We start from the raw sequence: 18,964 nt of genomic DNA on the forward strand, positions 1-18,964 counted from the left end.
CCGTCTCGGTCACAGAACGGTCACAGGTGCCGGTCCACGTTGCCGTTCGCCTGTGGCTGACCGCTTGGGGAGGACGGCCCGGGACGCAATAGGCTGGAGGCGTGAGCCACTTCGACGTCCTCGTCCTCGGCGCTGGCCCCGGTGGCTACGTCGCCGCCATCCGCGCCTCCCAGCTCGGCAAGAGCGTCGGCGTGATCGAGGAGAAGTACTGGGGCGGGGTCTGCCTCAACGTCGGCTGCATCCCGTCGAAGGCGCTGCTGCGCAATGCGGAGCTGTCGCACATCCTCACCCACGAGAAGGACAAGTTCGGGATCTCGGGTGACGTGACGATGGAGTTCGGCGCCACCCACGCCCGCAGCCGCTCGGTGAGCGACGCCATCGTCAAGGGCGTCCACTACCTGATGAAGAAGAACAAGATCACCGAGGTGCACGGCTGGGGCACCATCAAGGACCCGAGGACGGTCGCGGTGAAGGGCTCGGACGGCGAGACGACCGAGCACACCTGCGACACCCTCATCATCGCCGCGGGCGCGGTCACCCGGCTGATCCCGGGCACCGAGCTGTCCGAGCGGGTCGTGACCTACGAGGAGCAGATCCTCACCGACGAGCTGCCGGGCTCCGTCGTGATCGCCGGCTCCGGCGCGATCGGCGTCGAGTTCGCCTACGTCATGAAGAACTTCGGCGTCGACGTCACCATCGTCGAGTTCCTCGACCGCATGGTGCCGACCGAGGACCCGGAGATCTCCAAGGAGCTCCTCAAGCAGTACAAGAAGCTGGGCGTGGACGTCCGCCTCTCCACGAAGGTCGAGTCGATCGACGACTCCGGCGACAAGGTGAAGGTCACCGTCTCGAAGAACGGCGAGTCCGAGACGATCGAGACCGACAAGGTGCTGCAGGCCATCGGCTTCGCGCCCCGCCTCGAGGGCTACGGCCTCGACAACCTCGGCCTCGAGATGACCGAGCGCGGCGCGATCGCCGTCGACGGCCGCGGTCGTACGTCGGTCGAGGGCGTCTACGCCATCGGCGACGTCACCGGCAAGCTGATGCTGGCCCACACGGCCGAGGCCATGGGCGTCGTCGCGGCCGAGACCATCGCGGATGCCGAGACCATGGAGATCGAGTTCGACATGATCCCGCGGGCGACGTACTGCCAGCCGCAGATCGCCTCCTTCGGCTACTCCGAGGAGCAGGCGAAGGAGAAGGGGTACGACGTCAAGACGTCGAAGTTCCCGTTCTCGGCGAACGGCAAGGCGAAGGGTCTCGGCGACGAGGTCGGCTTCGTGAAGATCGTCGCCGACGCCGAGCACAACGAGATCATCGGCGCCCACATGATCGGGCCCGACGTGACCGAGCTGCTGCCGGCGCTGACGCTCGCGCAGCGCTGGGACCTGACCGCCGACGAGGTGTCGCGCAACATCTTCGCGCACCCGACGCTCGGTGAGTCGGTCAAGGAAGCCGTCGAAGGCATCGCCGGCCACATGATCAACCTCTGAGAAGGGACCGCATGAGCCGCGTCGTCATCGTCGGGGGAGGCCCGGGCGGGTACGAGTCCGCGCTCGTCGCCGCCCAGCTGGGCGCGGAGGTCACCGTCGTCGACACCGACGGCCTCGGTGGGTCCGCCGTCCTCACCGACTGCGTCCCGTCCAAGACGCTCATCGCCACCTCCGAGCTCATGACGGACCTCGGCAGCGCGGGCGAGCTCGGCCTGGTGTGGGAGGACTACGAGGGCGACACCGCGGAGAGCCTCCGCGTCGACCTCGCGAAGGTCAACCGGCGGGTCAAGAAGCTCGCCGCCGACCAGTCCGCCGACATCCTGCGCCGCGTCGAGCGCGAGGAGATCCGGATCGTCGTCGGCCGCGGTCGGCTCGACGGGCCCGAGACCGTCGTGGCGACGCTGGACGACGGCTCCGAGGAGCGCCTCGAGGCGGACGCTGTCCTGCTCGCCACCGGCGCCGCGCCCCGCACGCTCGACTCGGCGAAGCCGGACGGCGAACGGATCTTCACCTGGGAGCAGGTCTACGACCTCGACGAGATCCCCGAGAAGCTCGTCGTCGTCGGCTCCGGGGTCACCGGTGTCGAGTTCGCCGCGGCGTACCTCGCCCTCGGTGTCGACGTCACGCTCGTCTCCTCCCGCGACCGGGTGCTCCCCAGCGAGGACGCCGACGCCGCGGAGGTGCTCGAGGAGGTCCTCACCCGCCGCGGGATGACGGTGCTGTCGAAGTCCCGGATGGAGTCCGTCGTTCGCGACGGCGACACCGTCACGGTGACGCTGACGGACGGCCGCTCCGTCGAGGCCTCCCACTGCATCCTCGCGCTCGGCTCGGTCCCGAACACCGCGGACATGGGTCTGCAGGAGTCCGGCGTCGAGCTGAACGACGGCGGTTTCGTGAAGGTCGACAAGGTCTCGCGGACCACCGCCCGGGGCGTGTACGCCGCCGGCGACTGCACCGGCGTCCTCATGCTCGCGTCGGTGGCCGCCATGCAGGGCCGGACCGCGATGCGCCACGCCCTCGGCGACGCCGTGTCGCCGCTGGACCTGCTGAAGGTCTCCTCGAACGTCTTCACCTCCCCGGAGATCGCCACCGTCGGCATCACCCAGCGCGCCGTCGACGCGGGGGAGACCCCGGCCGAGGCCGTGATGCTGCCGCTGGCCGGCAACCCGCGCGCGAAGATGCTCGGCATCCGCGACGGCTTCGTGAAGCTCTTCTGCCGTCCCGGCTCGGGGACCGTCGCCGGCGGCGTCGTCGTCGCCCCGCGGGCCTCCGAGCTGATCCACGCGATCTCGGTCGCGGTCTCCGAGCGGCTGACCGCCGACCAGCTCGCCGCGGACTTCACGGTGTACCCGTCGCTGTCCGGCTCGGTGGCCGAGGCCGCCCGCCGCGCCCACCAGGTCCAGGACTGATCGCCCGTGCACGGTGAGGTCGTCTCCGCGACGCGTCTGACGCCGTCCATGGTCCGCGTCGTCCTCGGCGGGGAGGGCCTGACCGGCTTCGCCATGCCTGAGGGCGACCCCACCGACACCTACGTCAACCTGGCCTTCCCGCCAGCCGGGGCGTCGTACGGGCCGGTCTTCGACCCGAAGGCGCTGCGCGACCTGCCCCGCGAGGATCAGCCCCTGCGGCGGCGCTACACGGTGCGCTCCTGGGACGCCGCCTCCGGCGAGCTGACGATCGACTTCGTCGTCCACGGGGACGCCGGTGTCGCGGGGCCGTGGGCGGCTGCGGCGTCACCCGGTGACGTGCTGGTCTTCCAGGGCCCCAGCGGCGGCTACCGCCCGCGCCCGGACGCCGAGCGCTACCTGATGGTCGGCGACGAGTCCGCCCTGCCCGCGATCGCCGCCTCGGTCGAGGTCGTCCCCGCCGGCCGCCCGCTGACGGTGCTGCTCGTCTGCGACGGCCCCGAGCACGAGCTGGCGCTGACGACGGACGCCGACCTCGACGTCCGCTGGCTGCACCGCTCCGCCGACGGCGCGGGCACCGAGCTCGTCGACGCCCTGCGCGAGGTCGACCTCCCCGCCGGCGCCGACGTCTGCACCTTCGTGCACGGCGAGGCGGAGGAGATCCGCGCGATCCGCAAGCACCTGCTCACCGAGGTCGGCATGGGCCGCGCCGACATGTCGTGCTCGCCGTACTGGCGGCGGACCATGGACGACGAGGCCTGGCGCGCGGTGAAGAAGGACTTCGTGGCGGCGATGGAGCAGGACGCGTAGAGCCCGGCTGGTTCTGCACCGGATCTGATCCACCAGGTGAGTCAGATCCGGCGTGCAACGGTTCACCGCGACCAGTCCACCGCCTCCCACGCCGCGATGAGACGCGCCCCGCGCGTGCGGTCGTGCTGCGCGACCCAGGCGATGCGGCCCCGCAGGTGCTCGGCGTACGACGGGTGGTCGTCGCGGTTCTGGCTGGCGGGGCCGTGGCGGGCGCAGTTGTGGAGGATCGCGCGGAGGCGGTCGACCTCGGCGCGGCTGACGCGCGGGCGGTCGTTGACGACCAGGCCGGTCAGCTGCTGGCGTCCGGCCCGCGGCATGACGCCGGTCTTGCGCGGGTTCAGGCGGAAGCCCTCGTCGACCACGACCTCCTCGATCGCGTCGAGCAGGCGCGAGGTGCCGCGCCCCCAGCCGCGGTCGCCGGAGAGGGCGAGGTCGTCGGCGTACCGGGTGTAGCGCCCGCCCCACGACGCGGCGAGCGCGGTGAGGCGGACGTCGAGACGGTACGCCGCGAGGTTCGCCAGCGCTGGGGAGGTGGGCGCGCCCTGCGGCAGGTGGGGTGCGGCGAGGCGGCGCCCGAGCCGCCAGTGGGCGTCGACCAGGCCGGGGTCGCGCGGCTTCGGGACGGCTCGCCACGCCGACAGCGGCAGGACGCTCGTCGTGAGTCCGGCCAGCGCGTGGGCGACGGACTCGGGGTAGCCGGCGGTGCGGAACAGCCCGTACACCCGGCCGACCGTGACGCTCGCGAAGAACGCCTCGAGGTCGAGGTGCAGGACGACGGCCTGCCCGGCGTGCGGGGCGGCGTACGAGCGCGCCGACCCGCCGGGGCGGAACCCGCGGGCGGCGTCGTGGGGCGGGATGCCGCCGAGGACCTCGTCCAGCAACCGTCGCTGCATCTCCTTCAGCGTGGCCTTCGGTGCCTCCAGGACGCGGATCGCGCCGCTCGGGGCGGTGACGTGGCTGACCCGGTAGTGCTGGAGCGCGGGGGTGCTCGTCCGGCGGGCGAGGCGCTTGGGGTCGGCGTACCAGTCGAGCTCGCCGGCGTTCAGGTCGAGGAAGCGGGCGAGGGCGCCGAGGTCGTCGAGCACCGGGAGGCGCCAGCGGTTGGTGAGCATCCGGGTCGGGCTCACCGGCTGCGTCACCGGCGCAGCAGCCGGACGTCGGGCGCGGGCGCGGCCGGCCTTCTGCGCGGCGGGGCAGGTCGTGATGACCGCGGCCAGCTCGCGGGGGCGGTCGTGCGGCGGGCGCGGGTAGAGCGCGTGCACCTGGGTGGCGAGGGCGGTCAGCCACTGCGGGCGTCGTCCCAGCACCTCACGGCCGCTGGCGGTCAGGCCCTCCGGGGTCCAGTCGCCGGCGAGGTAGCCCGCGGCGAGCGCCCGCGCGAGGTCGGCCCTCACGGGGCCGACAGGCGGGGGAGGGCGGGGTGCGGCAGCGCTGCTCGACCTGTCCCGTCGTGCGCGCGCGGACCTGCAGCGGAGCGCAGCGTCGTGCGCGCGGTGTGGTGCCCGGACGTACCGGTGGACCCCGGGGTAGCCCCGGGGTAGCTCCCTGATGACGCGCACCAGGGTGCCGTCTCGACCAGACGCTGCCGCACGGGGCGCACCCTACGGCCCGGGGGTGAGACGGGAGTGTGGTGGATTTGATCCACCACACTCCGGCGAGAACGCACGCCGGACGGGCTCGGCGGGTCTCGTGGCCCCTGCGCTCGTGCCTCGCTCCGGGGCACCTCGACCTCCGGTGGCGGCGAAAAGCGGGTGCGTCGACGGCCGGCGCCTCCCTACCCTGGAGCCATGTCCGTCGCATCCATGAGGCTCCGCACCCGCGCCTGACGGCGCGGCCCGAACCCCTCTCGCTGCCCGCCGTCCCGGTGTCCCCGCCGGGCGGTGCTCCTGCGTGCGCGCACACCTGCCCGGCTCCACCCACACGATGTGGAGCAGCAGATGCAGACCCCTGTCCTCACCCCGTCCCCGTCCGCCGGCGCGACCGCCCACCTCCGGGCGCGCGGCCTCGAGGTCGCCGTCGCCGGCCGCCCCGTCCTCACCGGCGTCGACGTCACCGTCTCCGCCGGCTCACGCCTCGCCGTCGTCGGCGAGAACGGCCGCGGCAAGACCACCCTCGTCCGCGCGCTCGCCGGGGAGCTCGAGCCGGACGCCGGCGAGGTGACCCGCGCCGGCAGCCTCGCCGTCGCCCGCCAGGTCATCGACGCCGCCGACGGCCTCACCGTCCGCACCCTCGTCGCCGAGGCCGTCGCGGAGCCGCTGGCCGCCCTGGCCGCGCTCGACGACGCCACCACCCGGCTCGCCGACGACGAGCCAGGAGCCGATGACGCGTACGCCGCCGCGCTCGAGGCCGCCGTACGCCTCGACGCCTGGGACGCGGAGCGCCGCGTCGACGTCGCGCTCGCCGGCCTCGACGCGTGCACCGACCGGGACCGTCCGCTGGCCACCCTGTCGGTCGGCCAACGGTCGAGGGTGCGGCTGGCCTGCGTGCTCGGCGGCGCCTACGACCTCCTCCTGCTCGACGAGCCCACCAACCACCTCGACGCCGACGGGCTCGCCTTCCTCGAGGGTGCGGTCCGCGACCACCGCGGCGGCGTCCTCGTCGTCAGCCACGACCGCGCGCTGCTGCGGGCGGTCGCCGAGGAGATCCTCGACCTCGACCCGACCATGGACGGCCGACCGCGCCTGTTCTCCGGCGGGTACGACGGGTGGCGGGCCGGGCGCCGGACGGAGCGGGAGCGCTGGCAGCAGACGTACGACGCCCAGCGCGCCGAGCATGCCCGCCTCAGCGAGGCGGTGGACCAGGCGCGCAGCCGGCTGGGCTCCGGCTGGCGGCCCGACAAGGGCACCGGCAAGCACCAGCGGCAGTCCCACGCGCCGGGCGTCGTCCAGCAGGTGCGCCGCGCCCGGGAGCGGCTCGAGGCCCACCGGGTCACCGCGCCGCGCCCACCGGCGACGATGTCGTGGCCGACCCTGACGGCGCGGCCCGGCCGGGTGCTGGCGCGCGCCGAGGGTGTCACCGTCGCCGAACGGCTCGACGAGGAGGTCGACCTCCGGCTCGAGGCGGGCGACAAGCTCCTCGTGACCGGCCCCAACGGCGCCGGGAAGTCCACGCTGCTCGCCGTCCTCGCCGGGACGCTGGCCCCGACGACGGGGGAGGTGCGCCCGCCGGTCGACCAGACGGCGTACCTCGGCCAGGAGACGCCGGTCACCGCCCGCTCCGCCGGGCAGGCCCGCCGTCGCCACCTGGAGCGGTTGCTGGCGCAGCGCCCGGAGCTGCTGCTGCTCGACGAGCCGACCAACCACCTCGCGGCGCCGCTGGTCGACGAGCTCACGGCCTTCGTCCGGGAGACGTCGGCGGCCGTCGTCGTCGCGACCCACGACCGGCAGCTGCTCGCCGACCTCGCCGACTGGCCGGTGCTGCGGCTGGGAGGCCGGTGAGCCCCGAGCCGTGGGTACCGTCCGGACGTGACCACTGCAGTCGTCGTCGGCTCCGGCCCCAACGGCATGGCCGCCGCCCTCCGTCTCGCGGGGGCGGGGGTGAGCGTGACCGTCGTCGAGGCGTACGACGAGCTCGGTGGCGGGCTGCGCTCGGACGACGGCGCCACCGTGCCCGGGCTCGTCCACGACCTCGGCGCGGGCTTCCACCCGCTGCTGATCGACAACCCGTTCACCGCCGAGGTCGACCTCGAGGCCGCCGGGGTGGAGTGGGCGTGGCCCGAGATCCAGTTCGCGCACCCGCTCGACACCTCGGTCGACCCGCAGGGTGGCGCGGCGGCGTACCTCTCGGTCGACGAGACCGCCGACGGCCTCGGTCGGGACGGCGCCACGTGGCGGCGGATCTTCGCCCCGCTCGTCGACGGCTGGGACGACCTCGCGGTCGACGTCCTCAAGCCGCCGCTGCACGTGCCCCGGCACCCGATCGGGCTGGTGCGCTTCGGCCTCCAGGCGGTCATGCCGGCGGCGCTGATGGCCAGGCAGTTCCGCACCGAGCGCGCCCGTGCCCTGTGGACCGGCATCGCCACCCACGGCTTCCGCCCGCCCACCGTGCCGATGTCGTCGGCGATCGCGCTCATGCTCGGGACGGCGGCCCACAAGTACGGCTGGCCCGTCGCCGTCGGCGGCTCCGCCCGCATCGTCGACGCCACGACCTCCTTGCTGATGAAGGCCGGCGGCAGCGTCGAGACCGGCCGCCGCGTCACCTCGCTCGACGAGCTCGGCTCGCCCGACCTCGTCCTGCTCGACACCGGCCCCGCCGACGCGCTGCGGATCCTCGGCGACCGCGCGCCCGCCCTGACCCGGCGCGCCTACTCGCGCTGGCCCACCGGGTCCGGGACGTTCCAGGTCTCCTTCGCCGTCGACGGCGGCATCCCGTGGTCCTACGAGCCCGCCCGCCGCGCCGGGACGCTCCACCTCGGCGGCACCGTCGCCGACACCACCCGCGCGGAGAAGGACGCCGAGAAGGGCCGCCTGCCGGACCTGCCGTACGTCCTGCTCGGCCAGCAGTACCTCGCGGATCCCTCCCGCTGCGTCGGCTCGACCGTGCCGATCGACTGCTACGCCCACGTCCCGACCGGCTGGGCCGACGGCGACGCCGCCCTCGCGGCGCTCACCGCGCGCATCGAGGGCTACGCGCCCGGGTTCTCCGACCGTGTCGTCGCCACCTCGGTCCGTGGACCGGCGGAGCTGTTCGCCGAGAACCCCAACTGGGTCGGCGGCGACATCGCCGCCGGGCTCGTCACCCCCCTGCGCCTCGCGTACGGCGCCCGCCCCACCCTCTCGCCGTACGACACCGGCGTGCCGGGGGTCCACCTCTGCTCCGCCGTCACCCCGCCCGGCCCCGGCGCCCACGGCCTCTGCGGCTGGAACGCCGCCGGCGCGGCGCTCGACGGGCTCGCCCGACGCTGACGTAGAACCACGCCCACCGGGTCTCGACGACGCGCGCTCGCCAGGGCTCGCGTGCTGCTCGACCACCGGGAGGTGCGAGGCCGGCCACGGCCGAGCCACGAGATCGGGTGAGCGTCAGGCCGGGTGGTCGCGGGCCCAGAGGGCGGCGGAGGTCCGGTCGGCGACGCCGATGCGGCGGAAGATGCTGCCGACGTGGGCCTTGACGGTGCGCTCGGTGATGCCCAGGCGGCGGGCGATCTGCTTGTTGGCCAGCCCCTCGCCGACGAGGTCGAGGACCTCGCGCTCGCGGCGGCTGAGGTCGACGGCGGACCCCGATGGCGACGGCGTGGCGCCGGGCAGGAGCGCCCCGGCGACGCGGGGGTCGAGGGGGACCTGGCCGTCGGCTGCGGCGCGGACGGCGGCGAGCAGCGCGCCGGGCTCGGAGTCCTTCAGCAGGTAGCCGACCGCCCCCGCCGCCAGGGCCTCCCGGACCCGGTCGTGGTCGGCGAAGCTGGTGAGCACGAGGATCCGGGTGTCCGGGGCGTCGGTGAGGATCGCCCGGGTCGCGGCGACGCCGTCCATCACCGGCATGGACAGGTCCATCAGGATCACGTCCGGGTCGCTGGAGGCGGCCAGGGCGATGGCCTGGACGCCGTCCGCGGCCTCGCCGCACACCTCGAGGCCGTCGTCGCCGGCGACCAGCCCGGCGAGGCCCGCGCGGACCAGGCGGTGGTCGTCCACCAGCAGCACGCGCCGCACGTCTGCCGTCACGGGGCCACCTCCAGGCACCAGGTCGTCCCGGTGGGCCCGGTGGCGACGTCGAGGGTCGCGTCCTGCGCTGACGCGGCGTCCATGAGGAGCCTCAGGCCGAAGTGGCCGGGCTCCGGGTGGTCGAGCGCGGCGTCGAGGTCGAAGCCGCGTCCGTCGTCGGCGACCCTCAGCACGACGTGGCCGGTCGCCGGGTCCTGCGTGAGGCTCACCTCGACGAGGCTGCAGCAGGCGTGGGTCGCGGCGTTGCGCAGGGTCTCGCGGGCGACGCCGAAGATCAGCTGCGCCCGCTCGCCGTCGAGGGCCTCGGCGGCGGAGGTGTCGACGTCGAGACGGACGGCGACGTCGCGGCCCCTCAGTCCCGCACCCAGGTCGGTCAGAGCCTGCTCGAGGGCCGCGCCGTCGAGGCTGGCGGGGTAGATGTCGACCAGCAGCGAGCGCAGGCCGCCGATGCCGGCGCGGACGGCGTCCGCCGCCCCGTCCAGCGATGTCGCCAGCTCGCGGTCGCCCGACGCAGCAGCCCGCGAGGCGGCACCGGAGACGACGTACGACGTCGCGGCCAGCTCCTGGACCGGCCCGTCGTGCAGTGTGGCGGCGATGCGGCGGCGCTCCGCGTCGGAGGCGTCGAGGGCGGCCTGCAGGAGCAGCTCGCGCTCGTCACGGCCGCGGCGCAGGTGGCCCAGCAGCCGCCAGAAGATCGGCAGCAGCAGGAGCACGAGGCCGACGAGGCTGACGACGACGATCGCCGCGAAGCCCCGCCAGATCTCCGCGCCACGGTCGGTGACCAGCGAGTACGGCGCGTAGGTCTCGAACAGGAGCACCTCGCCGTCCGGCGTGCGGACCGGGTGGTAGACCTCGAGCAGGCGGCCCTGCCCGCGCTCGTAGACGTTCTCCGGCTCCTCGAGGTCGCTGATCTCGGCCCCGGTCCCGACGCCGTCCGCGCCCTCGGCGATCGCCTCGCGCTCCTCGGTGTCGAGGTCGTACTGCTCGCCGACCAGGCGCTCCTCGTCGGAGTAGACGATCGTGCCGTCGGCGGCCCACAGCTTGGTCCGGACGATGTCGTGGCCCAGGACCTGCGAGCGGACCGCCTCGTCGAGGCGGGTCAGGGCGGCGGGGTCCCCGTCGAGGACCCCGTCGGTCAGGGCGGGCTCGACGACGGCGTCCGCCAGGATCTCGGTACGACGGGCGGTCCCGGCCACGCCCTCGGCCTCGCCCTCGCGGCGGGCCGCCCAGGCGCCGAGCACCGACACCGCGACCAGCACCGCCAGCGTGGCGGCGACGACGCCGGCGTACACCCGGCCCGGGCGGACGCCCGCGTCCGCCCGCCGCGGCGCGCGCCCCTCGGAGAGGCGCCGCCACGGCGGGGGGACGGGTGTCTGCACGAGGTCAGTATCGGCCCCGGCAGCCTGCTCGACGCTCAGGGGAGCGGGGTGGGGTCGGTCGGGTCGGGCGGGACGGGCACGGAGCCGCGGATGCGGTTCTGGGCCTGGCACTGGCTGGTGCAGCTCGTCGCGCCCTGGGACAGCTCGACGGCGTCCTCGCCGAGCACGCCGCCCATGCGGCCGCCGGACGCGACGGACCAGCGGGTCGTCGTCGCGGTTTGCTCGAGCTTGGTCGCGACCTGCGGGCTGTCCTTGCCGAGCAGCATCTGGTGCGCCCCGGCGCCGGAGGGGACCGCCGCGACGCCGTCCCCGAAGTTGATCTTCTGCGTGTACGGGTTGGTGAAGTAGAACAGCCCGGCCCCGAGGGTGTGGGTGATCTCGACCGGGCTGCCGAACTCGGGCTCCATCTGGAAGATGCCGCCCTGGGGGGCGTCCTTCGCCTGGACCTTCAGCTTGCCGGCTGCGGTGCCGAGGATCGCGACGAGCGAGCCGTCACGGATCTCGAGCTTCGTGAGCGAGGGGCTGCGGCGCTGCGCGGCGGTGAGGCTCGGGACCTTCGAGGCGAAGACGACGGTGGGCTTCGTGACCATCCGGTCGGGGGCTGCGGCACCGGTGAGGGTGTAGTCGTACACACCCAGCGTCGAGGGGTCGATGGTGAAGCGGGTGTTGAGGCCGCTCACCGTGATCGGACCGCCGACGGCGACCTTCGCGAGCTTCAGGTCCTTCCCCCGGGCCGGGTCGTACGTCGTCCCGTTGACGGTGACCGCGTAGTCGCCCGCGGCGGCCTTCGACCCACCGCCCTCGCCCTCGTCCTCCCCGCCGCCCTTGCGGGAGGCGGAGGCGGGGGACGCCGTGGCGAGCACGGCCAGGGTGGTCACCAGGGCGCCGACGCCCAGGGTCACGAGGCGGGAGCGGCGGGTGGTGCTGCGGGTCATGGTGTCTCCGATGGGAGGAACGGTCTGTGTCCTGCACAGCCCATCGGAGTCGCGGTCGGAGTCGCCAGGTGATCGATGGTCCTAGTACCTCCTCAGGCCCGTCCGGCCCGGCCGAAGTCGGAGCGCAGCCACTCCGCGAGGTCCTCCGCGGGCGGCTCGCGCCGCGGTGCGTGCCCGCCCACGTCGAGGTCGGCCACCCGGTCGAGCAGGAAGAACCGCCAGTCCTCACGGTCGTGGTCCCACGCCAGGACGCTCCAGCGACCCTCGACCAGGACGCAGCGCAGCGAGTCGACGTGGCGCCGCGTGCCGCGACCGTGCCGGTCGGTGTAGGCGAACCGGATCTCCCGATTCGCGGCGGCTGCGGCCGTGACCGGGCCGAGGAGGAAGCCGGCGTCGCGGTCGAGCGTGACCGCCTCGCTGGCGGCGGCTGCGTCGTCCGCGAGTGTCGCCAGCCGGCGGGGGAGGACCTGCCGCAGCTTCGTCATCGCGCGGGCGGCGGGCTCGGCGGTGGGTCCACGCTCGACGGACCGCAGCCCGGCCACGAGGGCCACGACCTCGTCGTCGGTGAACAGCAACGGGGGCAGCCGGGCCCCGGGCTCCAGCCGATAGTGCCCGCCCGGCCCCGGCACGCCCCGCACCTCGTAGCCGAGCGCGCTCAGTCGTCGTACGTCGCGGCGCAGCGTGCGCGGGCTCGTGCCGAGGCGCTCCGCCAGCTCGGCTGCGCCCCAGGTGGGGCGGGACGAGAGCAGCGTCAGCAGCTCCAGGGTCCTCGCGGCGACGTCGGTCTCCACCGACTCAGGATGCCACCGGATGTGGTCAGGATCCGGCCACGTCTAGCGTTACCGTCGATGCGATGAGTGCTTCGACCCTCGCCCTCACCGCGCCCTCCGGCCACGTCGGACGACATCTGCTGGCCGACCTGGTGCGCGCCGGCGTACGCCCCCGGGCGCTGACGCACCGCGCCGGGAGCGTGGAGGACGCGCTGGCCGACCACGTCGACACCCGCGTCGTCGACCTCACCGACGAGGCCGCCACCGGGGCGGTCCTGGACGGCGTCGACGCGCTGCACCTCACGGTCCCGTCGGTGCCCGCCGAGGACCCGGTCGCGGCGTACGAGCGGATCGGCGCCGGGGTCGCCGCGGCCGTCGAGCAGCACGGCGTGGCCCGGGTCGTGCTGCAGAGCAGCGTCGGCGCCGAGCTCCGACACGGCGCCGGGGAGATCGACGGGCTGGCGCGGGTCGAGGAGCGACTCGACGCCACCGGCGCCGCAGTCATGCACCTGCGCTGCGGTTTCTTCTTCTCCAACTTGCTGCTGCAGCTCGACGACCTGCGCTCCGGAGAGGTCGCCGTCCTGCTCCCGATCGACCGGCCGATGCCCTGGGTCGCGCCCACCGACATCGCCCGGGTGGCGGCCGGGTGGCTGCTGCGCGACGACTGGTCGGGGCGTCACGTGCGGGCGGTGCACGGACCCGAGGACCTCTCCTGGGACGACGCGCTCGCGCGGGTGTCCGCCGCGACCGGTCATCGTGTGGTCGCCCGCCGGGTCGCGGACGACGACCTGCGCGCGACCCTGCTCGGCGTGGGGCTGGCGCCGGGGCACGTCGAGGCCGTCCTGGGGATGTCGACGGGGCTGCGTGACGGCTTCGTCCCCGAGCAGGTCCGCGACGCCACCACGACCACGCCGACCACGCTCGACGCCTGGGCGTACGACGTGCTGCGCCCGCTCCTGCGCTGAGCCCGCGAAGTGTGTCGATTCACTGTCGCCAGGACGACAGCGGATCGACACACTTCACGCGGGGTGGCCGGGGTACCCCCTCCCCGTGACCGATCCCCGCCCCGACCTCGTCCGCCGCTCGCTCGACCTCGCCCTGGAGAACGTCGAGGCCGGCGGCAAGCCGTTCGCCTGCCTCGTCGTGGACGCCACCTCCGGCGAGGTCCTCCACGAGGCGACGAACCAGGTCAGCCAGTCCGGTGACATGTCCGCCCACGCCGAGATCACCGCGATCCGCGAGCTCGCCGCCGCGGGGCGCACCGACCTGACCGGCTGCGACGTCTACGTCACCGCCTACCCCTGCCCGATGTGCCTCGGCGCGCTCTACTACGCCGCACCCGAGCGGGTCGTGTACGCCGCGTCGCGCGAGGAGGAGGACCAGCACTACGAGGACGGCGGCCGCTACATGACCCTGGCGACGTTCTACGACGAGTACGCCAAGGCGCCCGCCGACCGGAACCTCCCCGCCGTCCGCGGCGAGGCCGACGGCGGCCCGGAGCCCGTCGAGCCGTTCCGGCGGTGGACGACCAGGAACGGCTGAGCCGGGGTCGGACGGGCTAGGCCTCCACGAGGTCCGGCAGCTGCCTCGTCGACTGCGGGCCGCCGGTGACCTTCTGCGCCACGGTCTTGACCGGCTTGGAGGCGGCGACCTTGGTCGCGAGGCGCAGCGCACCCACGCCGAGGGCGGTCTTCGGGGCCGCGAGACGGGGGACGCCGCGGGGCAGGTCCTGCGCGTCCTCCACGAGCGGGCGCATCCAGGCGTCGTACGCCGTGAACGCGGCCTCGTCGCCGGCGGGGGTGCCGTCGGCGGCGGAGAGGTACGCCGCGAGGACGTAGGCGCCCGCGATCGCCAGCGAGGCGCCGCCCCCGCCGATCGGGGTGACGCACCAGGCGGCGTCGCCGGTGAGCACGACCGACCCGCGGTGCCAGGTCGGCACGCGGACCTGGCGCAGCCAGTCGACGTACAGGTCGTCGGCGGCGTCGAAGCCGTCGAGGATGCGGGGGACCTGCCAGCCCGCGTCGGCGAACCGCTCCCGCAGCGCCGCGCGCGTCTGCTCGTCGTCGAGGCCGTCGAGGACGGGGGAGTCGGCGAGGAAGTTGAGGTTGGCCCGGATCGTGCCCTCGTCGTCGGGCCGCAGCGCCGCCTGGCGGGACCCGGGGGCGTGGAAGACGTTCCAGAAGTCGTCGTCGCCGGGGGTGCGGGGGATGGTCCCGTACGCCGAGTACATGCCGAGCGTCCGCTCCTGGGCCTCCCCGCCGAAGACGAGCTCGCGGGTGCGGGAGCCGACGCCCTCGGCGACGACGAGGAGGTCGTACGTCTCGTCGTCGCCGGTCTCGTAGGACACCTCGACGCCGCCGCCGTCGCGCTGGGTGACGGCGGTGACGCGGTCGCCGTACCGCCACGCGACGGAGTCCTCGCAGGCGTCCATGACGACCTGGGCCAGCGCGCCGCGGAGGATCTCGAGCTCGGCCGTGGGCCCCTCGGAGCCCTCCGCGGTGTCGACGCCGAACTCGGAGACCACCGTGCCGTCGCCGTCCACGAAGCGGGTGCCGACCTCGCCGGTGTTGCGAGCGCGGACGGCGCCCTCGAGGCCCATCCGGCGCAGCGCCTCGCGGCCGGTGGCGCGGACGTCGATGTTCTGTCCGCCCGGCCGGAACGCGGGTGCGCTCTCCAGCACGGTCACGGCGAAGCCGACCCTCGCCAGCCAGAACGCGGAGGCTGCGCCCGCGATGCTGCCGCCGGTGACCAGGACTCGTCGGCTCATGCCTGCGATCCTCCCCGGGGCGCCAAGCCCGCCTCGTCGTCCCTCCACCGTCGGGCCGTCTCGACGAACTGCGCGACGACCGCGGGCGCGCCGTCGCGGCGCCAGGCGACCTGCAGCGCCACCTGCGGGGGTGAGCCCTGCAGCGGCCGGAAGACCACCCCGGCCGGGCTGGCGCGGGCGTAGAACGCGGGCTGGAGGGACACCCCGAACCCCGCCGCGACCAGCGCCAGCTGGGTGTCGATGTCACCTCCCTCGCTGACCACCCGCGGGCTGAACCCGTGCTCGCGGCAGTAGGCCACGACGATGTCGGAGAACTCCACGCCGAGGTGGCGCGGCCAGCTGACGAAGAGCTCGTCGGCCAGCTCGCGCGGGTCGATCGCCCCGTCCGGGGAGGCGGACGAGGACAACCGGTGGTCGGCCGGCAGGGCGAGCACGAGGGGCTCGGCGACCAGCGGCTCCACGACCAGGCCCGGGGTCGGGGCCGCGGCGCGGACGATGCCGACGTCGATGCTGCGGTCGGCCAGGGCGCGCAGCTGCAGCGCGGTGTCCATGTGCACGAGGTCGAACCGCACGTGCGGGTGGTCGACGGTGAACGCCCGCATCACCTCGGGCAGCACGCTCGCCAGCCCCGTCCGCACCGAGCCGATCGTGAGCCGGCCCGTGATCCCGTGCGCGGCCTGCCGGGCCGCCTCCACCGCGCGGTCCAGCTCGTGCAGCACCCGCGGCGCCGCCTGCTGCAGGGCCTCGCCGGCGAGCGTGAGCCCGACCTGCCGGCTCGTCCGGGTGAAGAGCGCGACGCCCAGGTCGCGCTCGAGCAGGCGCACCTGCTGGCTGAGGGCGGGCTGGCTCAGGTGCAGCCGCTCGGCGGCGCGGCTGAAGTGCAGCTCCTCGGCGACGGCCAGGAAGACCCGCAACCGCCGGGTGTCGACATCCATCAGTCGAAACCTATGGAAGGAGTCAAGACGCGTCTGACGATCTGCTGTCGTGATCGACCGGCACCGGTGAGGGTGGACGCATGAACCGCGACTTCCCGATCGTCGTCATCGGCTGCGGCGGCCTCGGCTCGGCGGCGCTCCACTGGCTCGCGCAGGAGGCCGGCGGCGCCGTCCTCGGCCTCGAGCAGTTCGCGCTCGGCCACGACCGGGGCGCCTCCCAGGACCACTCCCGCATCATCCGGCACGCCCAGCACCAGGACGCGTACGCCGACCTCGCCCCCGCGGCGTACGACGCCTGGCACGCGGTCGAGGAGGCCTCCGGCGTGCAGCTCCTCACCCGCACCGGCGGGCTGGTGATCGAGGACGTCGCCGCCCGCGAGGGCGTGGCCACCGGCACCCGCAACATCGCCGGGTACGTCGACGTCATGCGCCGCCACGGCGTCGAGCACGAGCTGCTCGACGCCGACGAGATCACGCGCCGGTGGCCGCAGTTCCGGCTGAGCGGCTCCGAGCGGGGGATCCACCAGGCCGAGTCCGGCATCGTCGACGCCGCCAAGGCGAACGCCGTCCACGTCGCTCTCGCCCGCGCCGCCGGCGCCACCGTCCTGGACGGGACGCCCGTGCTCGCCGTACGACCCAGCGGGCCGCACGTCGAGGTCGTGGCCGCCGAGGAGACGTACGTCGCCGAGCGGGTCGTGATCACCGCCGACGCGTGGACCAACCGGCTCCTCGCCGGTCTCGGCCGACAGCTGCCGCTCACGGTCACCCAGGAGCAGGTCACCTACTACGCCACCCCGCACCTGCGGCAGTTCGCACCGGACCGGTTCCCGGTCTTCATGTGGCACGGGGCGGACAACTTCTACGGCTTCCCCGTCCACGGCGAGGTCGCGACCAAGCTCGGGCAGCACAACGGTGGCCACCCGGTCACGGCCGAGACCCGCACCTTCACCCCCGACCCGGTGCGCGAGGAGCGTCAGCTGGCGTTCCTCGCCGAGCACCTCCCGGACTTCGCGGGCCCACGGCTCTACACGAAGACCTGCCTCTACACCGTGCCGCCCGACCAGCACTTCGTCCTCGACACGCTGCCCGAGCACCGCGGCGTCACCGTCGCCGTCGGGGCCGGGCACGCCTACAAGTTCGCGAGCCTGATCGGGCAGGTCCTCACCGACCTCGCCCTGCGCGGCAAGAGCGAGCACCCGCTCGACGACTTCCGTCTCGACCGCCCCGCCCTCACCGACCCGGAGTACACGGCGACCTTCCATGTCTGAGCTCTCGATCGCACCCCCGTCCGCACAGCTGACCCTGGCCCCCACCACCCCCGGGTGGAGCCTGCCCGCGTCGTACTACGTCGACGAGCGGGTCCTCGCCCTCGAGCTCGAGACCGTCTTCCTCGAGGGCTGGCTCTTCGCCGGCCACACCTGCGAGGTCACCGAGCCCGGTCAGTACCTGCTCTTCGAGATCGGCGACGACTCCGTCATCGTGGTCCGCGATACCGAGGGCGTCCTGCACGCCCACCACAACGTCTGCCGCCACCGCGGCTCCCGGATCCGCGACGAGCCGCGGGGACAGGTCCGGGCGCTGATGTGCCCGTACCACCAGTGGACCTACGGTCTCGACGGGCAGCTGCGGGCGGCCCGGCTCATGGGCGACGGGTTCGCCAAGGGCGGCGTCCGGCTCGGGGCGGTCGCCGTCCGGGAGCTCGCCGGGCTCGTGTTCGTGTCGCTCGCCGAGGAGCCGCCGTCCTTCGCGCCGATGGCTACGGCCGTCGCCGCGCAGCTCGGGCCCCACCGCCTGGAGTCGGCACGGGTCGTGCACCGGGCGTCGTACTCGGTGCGGGCGAACTGGAAGACGCTCGTCGAGAACAACCGCGAGTGCTACCACTGCCGCAGCAACCACCCGGAGTTCCTCGAGTCGAACTTCGAGTTCGGCAGCCACGGCGACCCGCGGCGCAACGACTCCTACGACGACGCGCTGGCGACGGCGTACGACCGGTGGCGGTCCGACGGCCTCCAGCCCGCGGACGTCAGCTTCCCCGACGGCGAGAGCTTCCGGGTGAGCCGGCTGCCGCTGCGCGACGGGTTCGTCACCGAGTCGATGGACGGCGCGCCCGTCGCGCCACCGATGGGGGAGGTGGGTCCCTCGCCGGGAAGCCTGCGGCTCATCACGCTGCCGACGATGTGGGCGCACGCGAACCTCGACTACGCGATGACCACCCGCCTGACCCCGGTCGGGGTCGACCGCACGGACGTCGAGGTGTGCTTCCTGGTCGACGCCGACGCGGAGGACTCCGACGTCGACCTCGAGCGGCTGACGACGGTGTGGACGGCGACCAGCGAGCAGGACTGGGAGCTGTGCGAGGCCAACGCGGCCGGCATCCGGTCCCGCGGCTACCTCCCGGGCCCGCTGTCGCCGGTGGTGGAGGCGTCGGTCCAGCACTTCCTCGACTGGTACCTGCGGCGGCTCACCGGCTCCGGGCCACGCACCCCACGCACGAGCGCGCCGTCGGCCTGACCTCGAGCCGCGCCCCGGCGATCGGGCCGCCGCACGTCTCGCAGGTGCCGTACGTCCCCGCGTCGAGGCGAGCCAGCGCGGCGTCGACCTCCTCGAGGTGCCGTCGCGCACGAGTGGCGAGCGAGCCGACCTGGGAGCGCTCGAACGCGATCGTCGCGCCCTCCGGGTCGTGCTCGTCGTCGGCGTTGGTGTCGCGGGAGGCGGCGACGACGGCGTCGTACTCCTCGGTCAGCGTGCGCAGGCGGGCGAGCGTCTGCTCGCGCTCGGCCCCCAGCCGGGCGCGCGCCCCGTCGTCCGCCGCCAC

The 18,964-nt window shown here is 74.3% G+C and carries 17 protein-coding genes; 9 read left to right on the forward strand and 8 right to left on the reverse strand.

From position 1 onward, the window contains the following. The first annotated feature begins 101 nt into the window (after positions 1-101). From lpdA to Q0858_RS03035, 3 genes are read left to right on the forward strand one after another with little or no spacing between them, the layout of a single operon-like run. Positions 102-1,493 (forward strand): dihydrolipoyl dehydrogenase, encoded by a 1,392-nt coding sequence (gene lpdA, locus Q0858_RS03025; RefSeq protein WP_299050970.1) that lies wholly within the window; start codon positions 102-104, stop codon positions 1,491-1,493. 11 nt (positions 1,494-1,504) lie between these two features. Next, positions 1,505-2,902: an NAD(P)H-quinone dehydrogenase gene (locus tag Q0858_RS03030; RefSeq protein ID WP_299050973.1), complete on the forward strand. Its 1,398-nt coding sequence runs from the start codon at positions 1,505-1,507 to the stop codon at positions 2,900-2,902. 6 nt (positions 2,903-2,908) lie between these two features. Continuing rightward, the gene (locus Q0858_RS03035) at positions 2,909-3,709 is read left to right on the forward strand and encodes a siderophore-interacting protein (RefSeq protein ID WP_299050976.1); all 801 of its coding nucleotides are present in this window, start codon (positions 2,909-2,911) and stop codon (positions 3,707-3,709) included. Between the two features lie 62 nt (positions 3,710-3,771). Here the strand turns inward: Q0858_RS03035 and Q0858_RS03040 are convergent, their stop codons facing one another. Then, positions 3,772-5,103, reverse strand: coding sequence for a reverse transcriptase family protein (locus Q0858_RS03040; RefSeq protein WP_299050979.1), 1,332 nt, complete (start codon positions 5,101-5,103; stop codon positions 3,772-3,774). Positions 5,104-5,646: 543 nt separating this feature from the next. Here Q0858_RS03040 and Q0858_RS03045 point away from each other — a divergent pair. Both Q0858_RS03045 and Q0858_RS03050 read left to right on the forward strand, forming a co-directional pair. After that, complete coding sequence (locus Q0858_RS03045; RefSeq protein WP_299050982.1) at positions 5,647-7,146, forward strand: ABC-F family ATP-binding cassette domain-containing protein; 1,500 nt, start codon at positions 5,647-5,649, stop codon at positions 7,144-7,146. Positions 7,147-7,173: 27 nt separating this feature from the next. Next, positions 7,174-8,613, forward strand: coding sequence for an NAD(P)/FAD-dependent oxidoreductase (locus tag Q0858_RS03050; protein WP_299050985.1), 1,440 nt, complete (start codon positions 7,174-7,176; stop codon positions 8,611-8,613). A 114-nt stretch (positions 8,614-8,727) separates the two neighbouring features. Here the strand turns inward: Q0858_RS03050 and Q0858_RS03055 are convergent, their stop codons facing one another. The 4 genes from Q0858_RS03055 to Q0858_RS03070 form a co-directional block, all read right to left on the reverse strand. Beyond that, entirely contained in the window at positions 8,728-9,363 is a 636-nt protein-coding gene (locus Q0858_RS03055; RefSeq protein ID WP_299050988.1) for a response regulator transcription factor, read from the reverse strand. Further along, on the reverse strand, positions 9,360-10,742 hold the full coding sequence (locus tag Q0858_RS03060) for a histidine kinase (RefSeq protein WP_299050990.1): 1,383 nt from the start codon (positions 10,740-10,742) through the stop codon (positions 9,360-9,362). The genes Q0858_RS03055 and Q0858_RS03060 overlap by 4 nt, the downstream gene beginning before the upstream one ends. Before the next feature lie 35 nt (positions 10,743-10,777). After that, positions 10,778-11,677: a hypothetical protein gene (locus Q0858_RS03065; RefSeq protein ID WP_299050992.1), complete on the reverse strand. Its 900-nt coding sequence runs from the start codon at positions 11,675-11,677 to the stop codon at positions 10,778-10,780. Between the two features lie 92 nt (positions 11,678-11,769). Next, positions 11,770-12,468, reverse strand: coding sequence for a WYL domain-containing protein (locus Q0858_RS03070; RefSeq protein WP_299050994.1), 699 nt, complete (start codon positions 12,466-12,468; stop codon positions 11,770-11,772). Positions 12,469-12,530: 62 nt separating this feature from the next. On the opposite strand from Q0858_RS03070, the gene Q0858_RS03075 reads away from it, so the two are divergent. Together Q0858_RS03075 and Q0858_RS03080 are read left to right on the forward strand one after the other, a co-directional pair. Next, positions 12,531-13,412: an NAD(P)H-binding protein gene (locus Q0858_RS03075; RefSeq protein WP_299050996.1), complete on the forward strand. Its 882-nt coding sequence runs from the start codon at positions 12,531-12,533 to the stop codon at positions 13,410-13,412. A gap of 85 nt (positions 13,413-13,497) precedes the next feature. Further along, positions 13,498-13,989 carry a nucleoside deaminase gene (locus Q0858_RS03080; RefSeq protein ID WP_299050999.1) on the forward strand — a complete coding sequence of 164 codons (492 nt, stop codon included), beginning with the start codon at positions 13,498-13,500 and terminating at the stop codon, positions 13,987-13,989. A gap of 16 nt (positions 13,990-14,005) precedes the next feature. Here the strand turns inward: Q0858_RS03080 and Q0858_RS03085 are convergent, their stop codons facing one another. Next, positions 14,006-15,214, reverse strand: a complete 1,209-nt coding sequence (locus tag Q0858_RS03085) for an FAD-dependent monooxygenase (RefSeq protein WP_299051000.1) — start codon at positions 15,212-15,214, stop codon at positions 14,006-14,008. Then, positions 15,211-16,149: a LysR substrate-binding domain-containing protein gene (locus Q0858_RS03090; RefSeq protein ID WP_299051003.1), complete on the reverse strand. Its 939-nt coding sequence runs from the start codon at positions 16,147-16,149 to the stop codon at positions 15,211-15,213. Before Q0858_RS03090 ends, Q0858_RS03085 begins: the two co-directional genes overlap by 4 nt. Positions 16,150-16,229: 80 nt before the next feature. Between Q0858_RS03090 and solA the strand changes: the two genes are divergently transcribed. Then, the gene (solA, locus tag Q0858_RS03095; RefSeq protein ID WP_299051006.1) at positions 16,230-17,417 is read left to right on the forward strand and encodes an N-methyl-L-tryptophan oxidase; all 1,188 of its coding nucleotides are present in this window, start codon (positions 16,230-16,232) and stop codon (positions 17,415-17,417) included. Continuing rightward, a complete protein-coding gene (locus Q0858_RS03100; protein WP_299051009.1) occupies positions 17,410-18,660 on the forward strand; it encodes an aromatic ring-hydroxylating dioxygenase subunit alpha in 1,251 nt (416 codons plus the stop codon). The genes solA and Q0858_RS03100 overlap by 8 nt, the downstream gene beginning before the upstream one ends. Here the strand turns inward: Q0858_RS03100 and Q0858_RS03105 are convergent. Then, positions 18,611-18,964, reverse strand: coding sequence for a TraR/DksA C4-type zinc finger protein (locus tag Q0858_RS03105; RefSeq protein ID WP_299051012.1), 354 nt, complete (start codon positions 18,962-18,964; stop codon positions 18,611-18,613). The genes Q0858_RS03100 and Q0858_RS03105 overlap by 50 nt on opposite strands.

This window comes from uncultured Nocardioides sp., from assembly GCF_947489365.1.
Lineage (GTDB): Bacteria > Actinomycetota > Actinomycetes > Propionibacteriales > Nocardioidaceae > Nocardioides.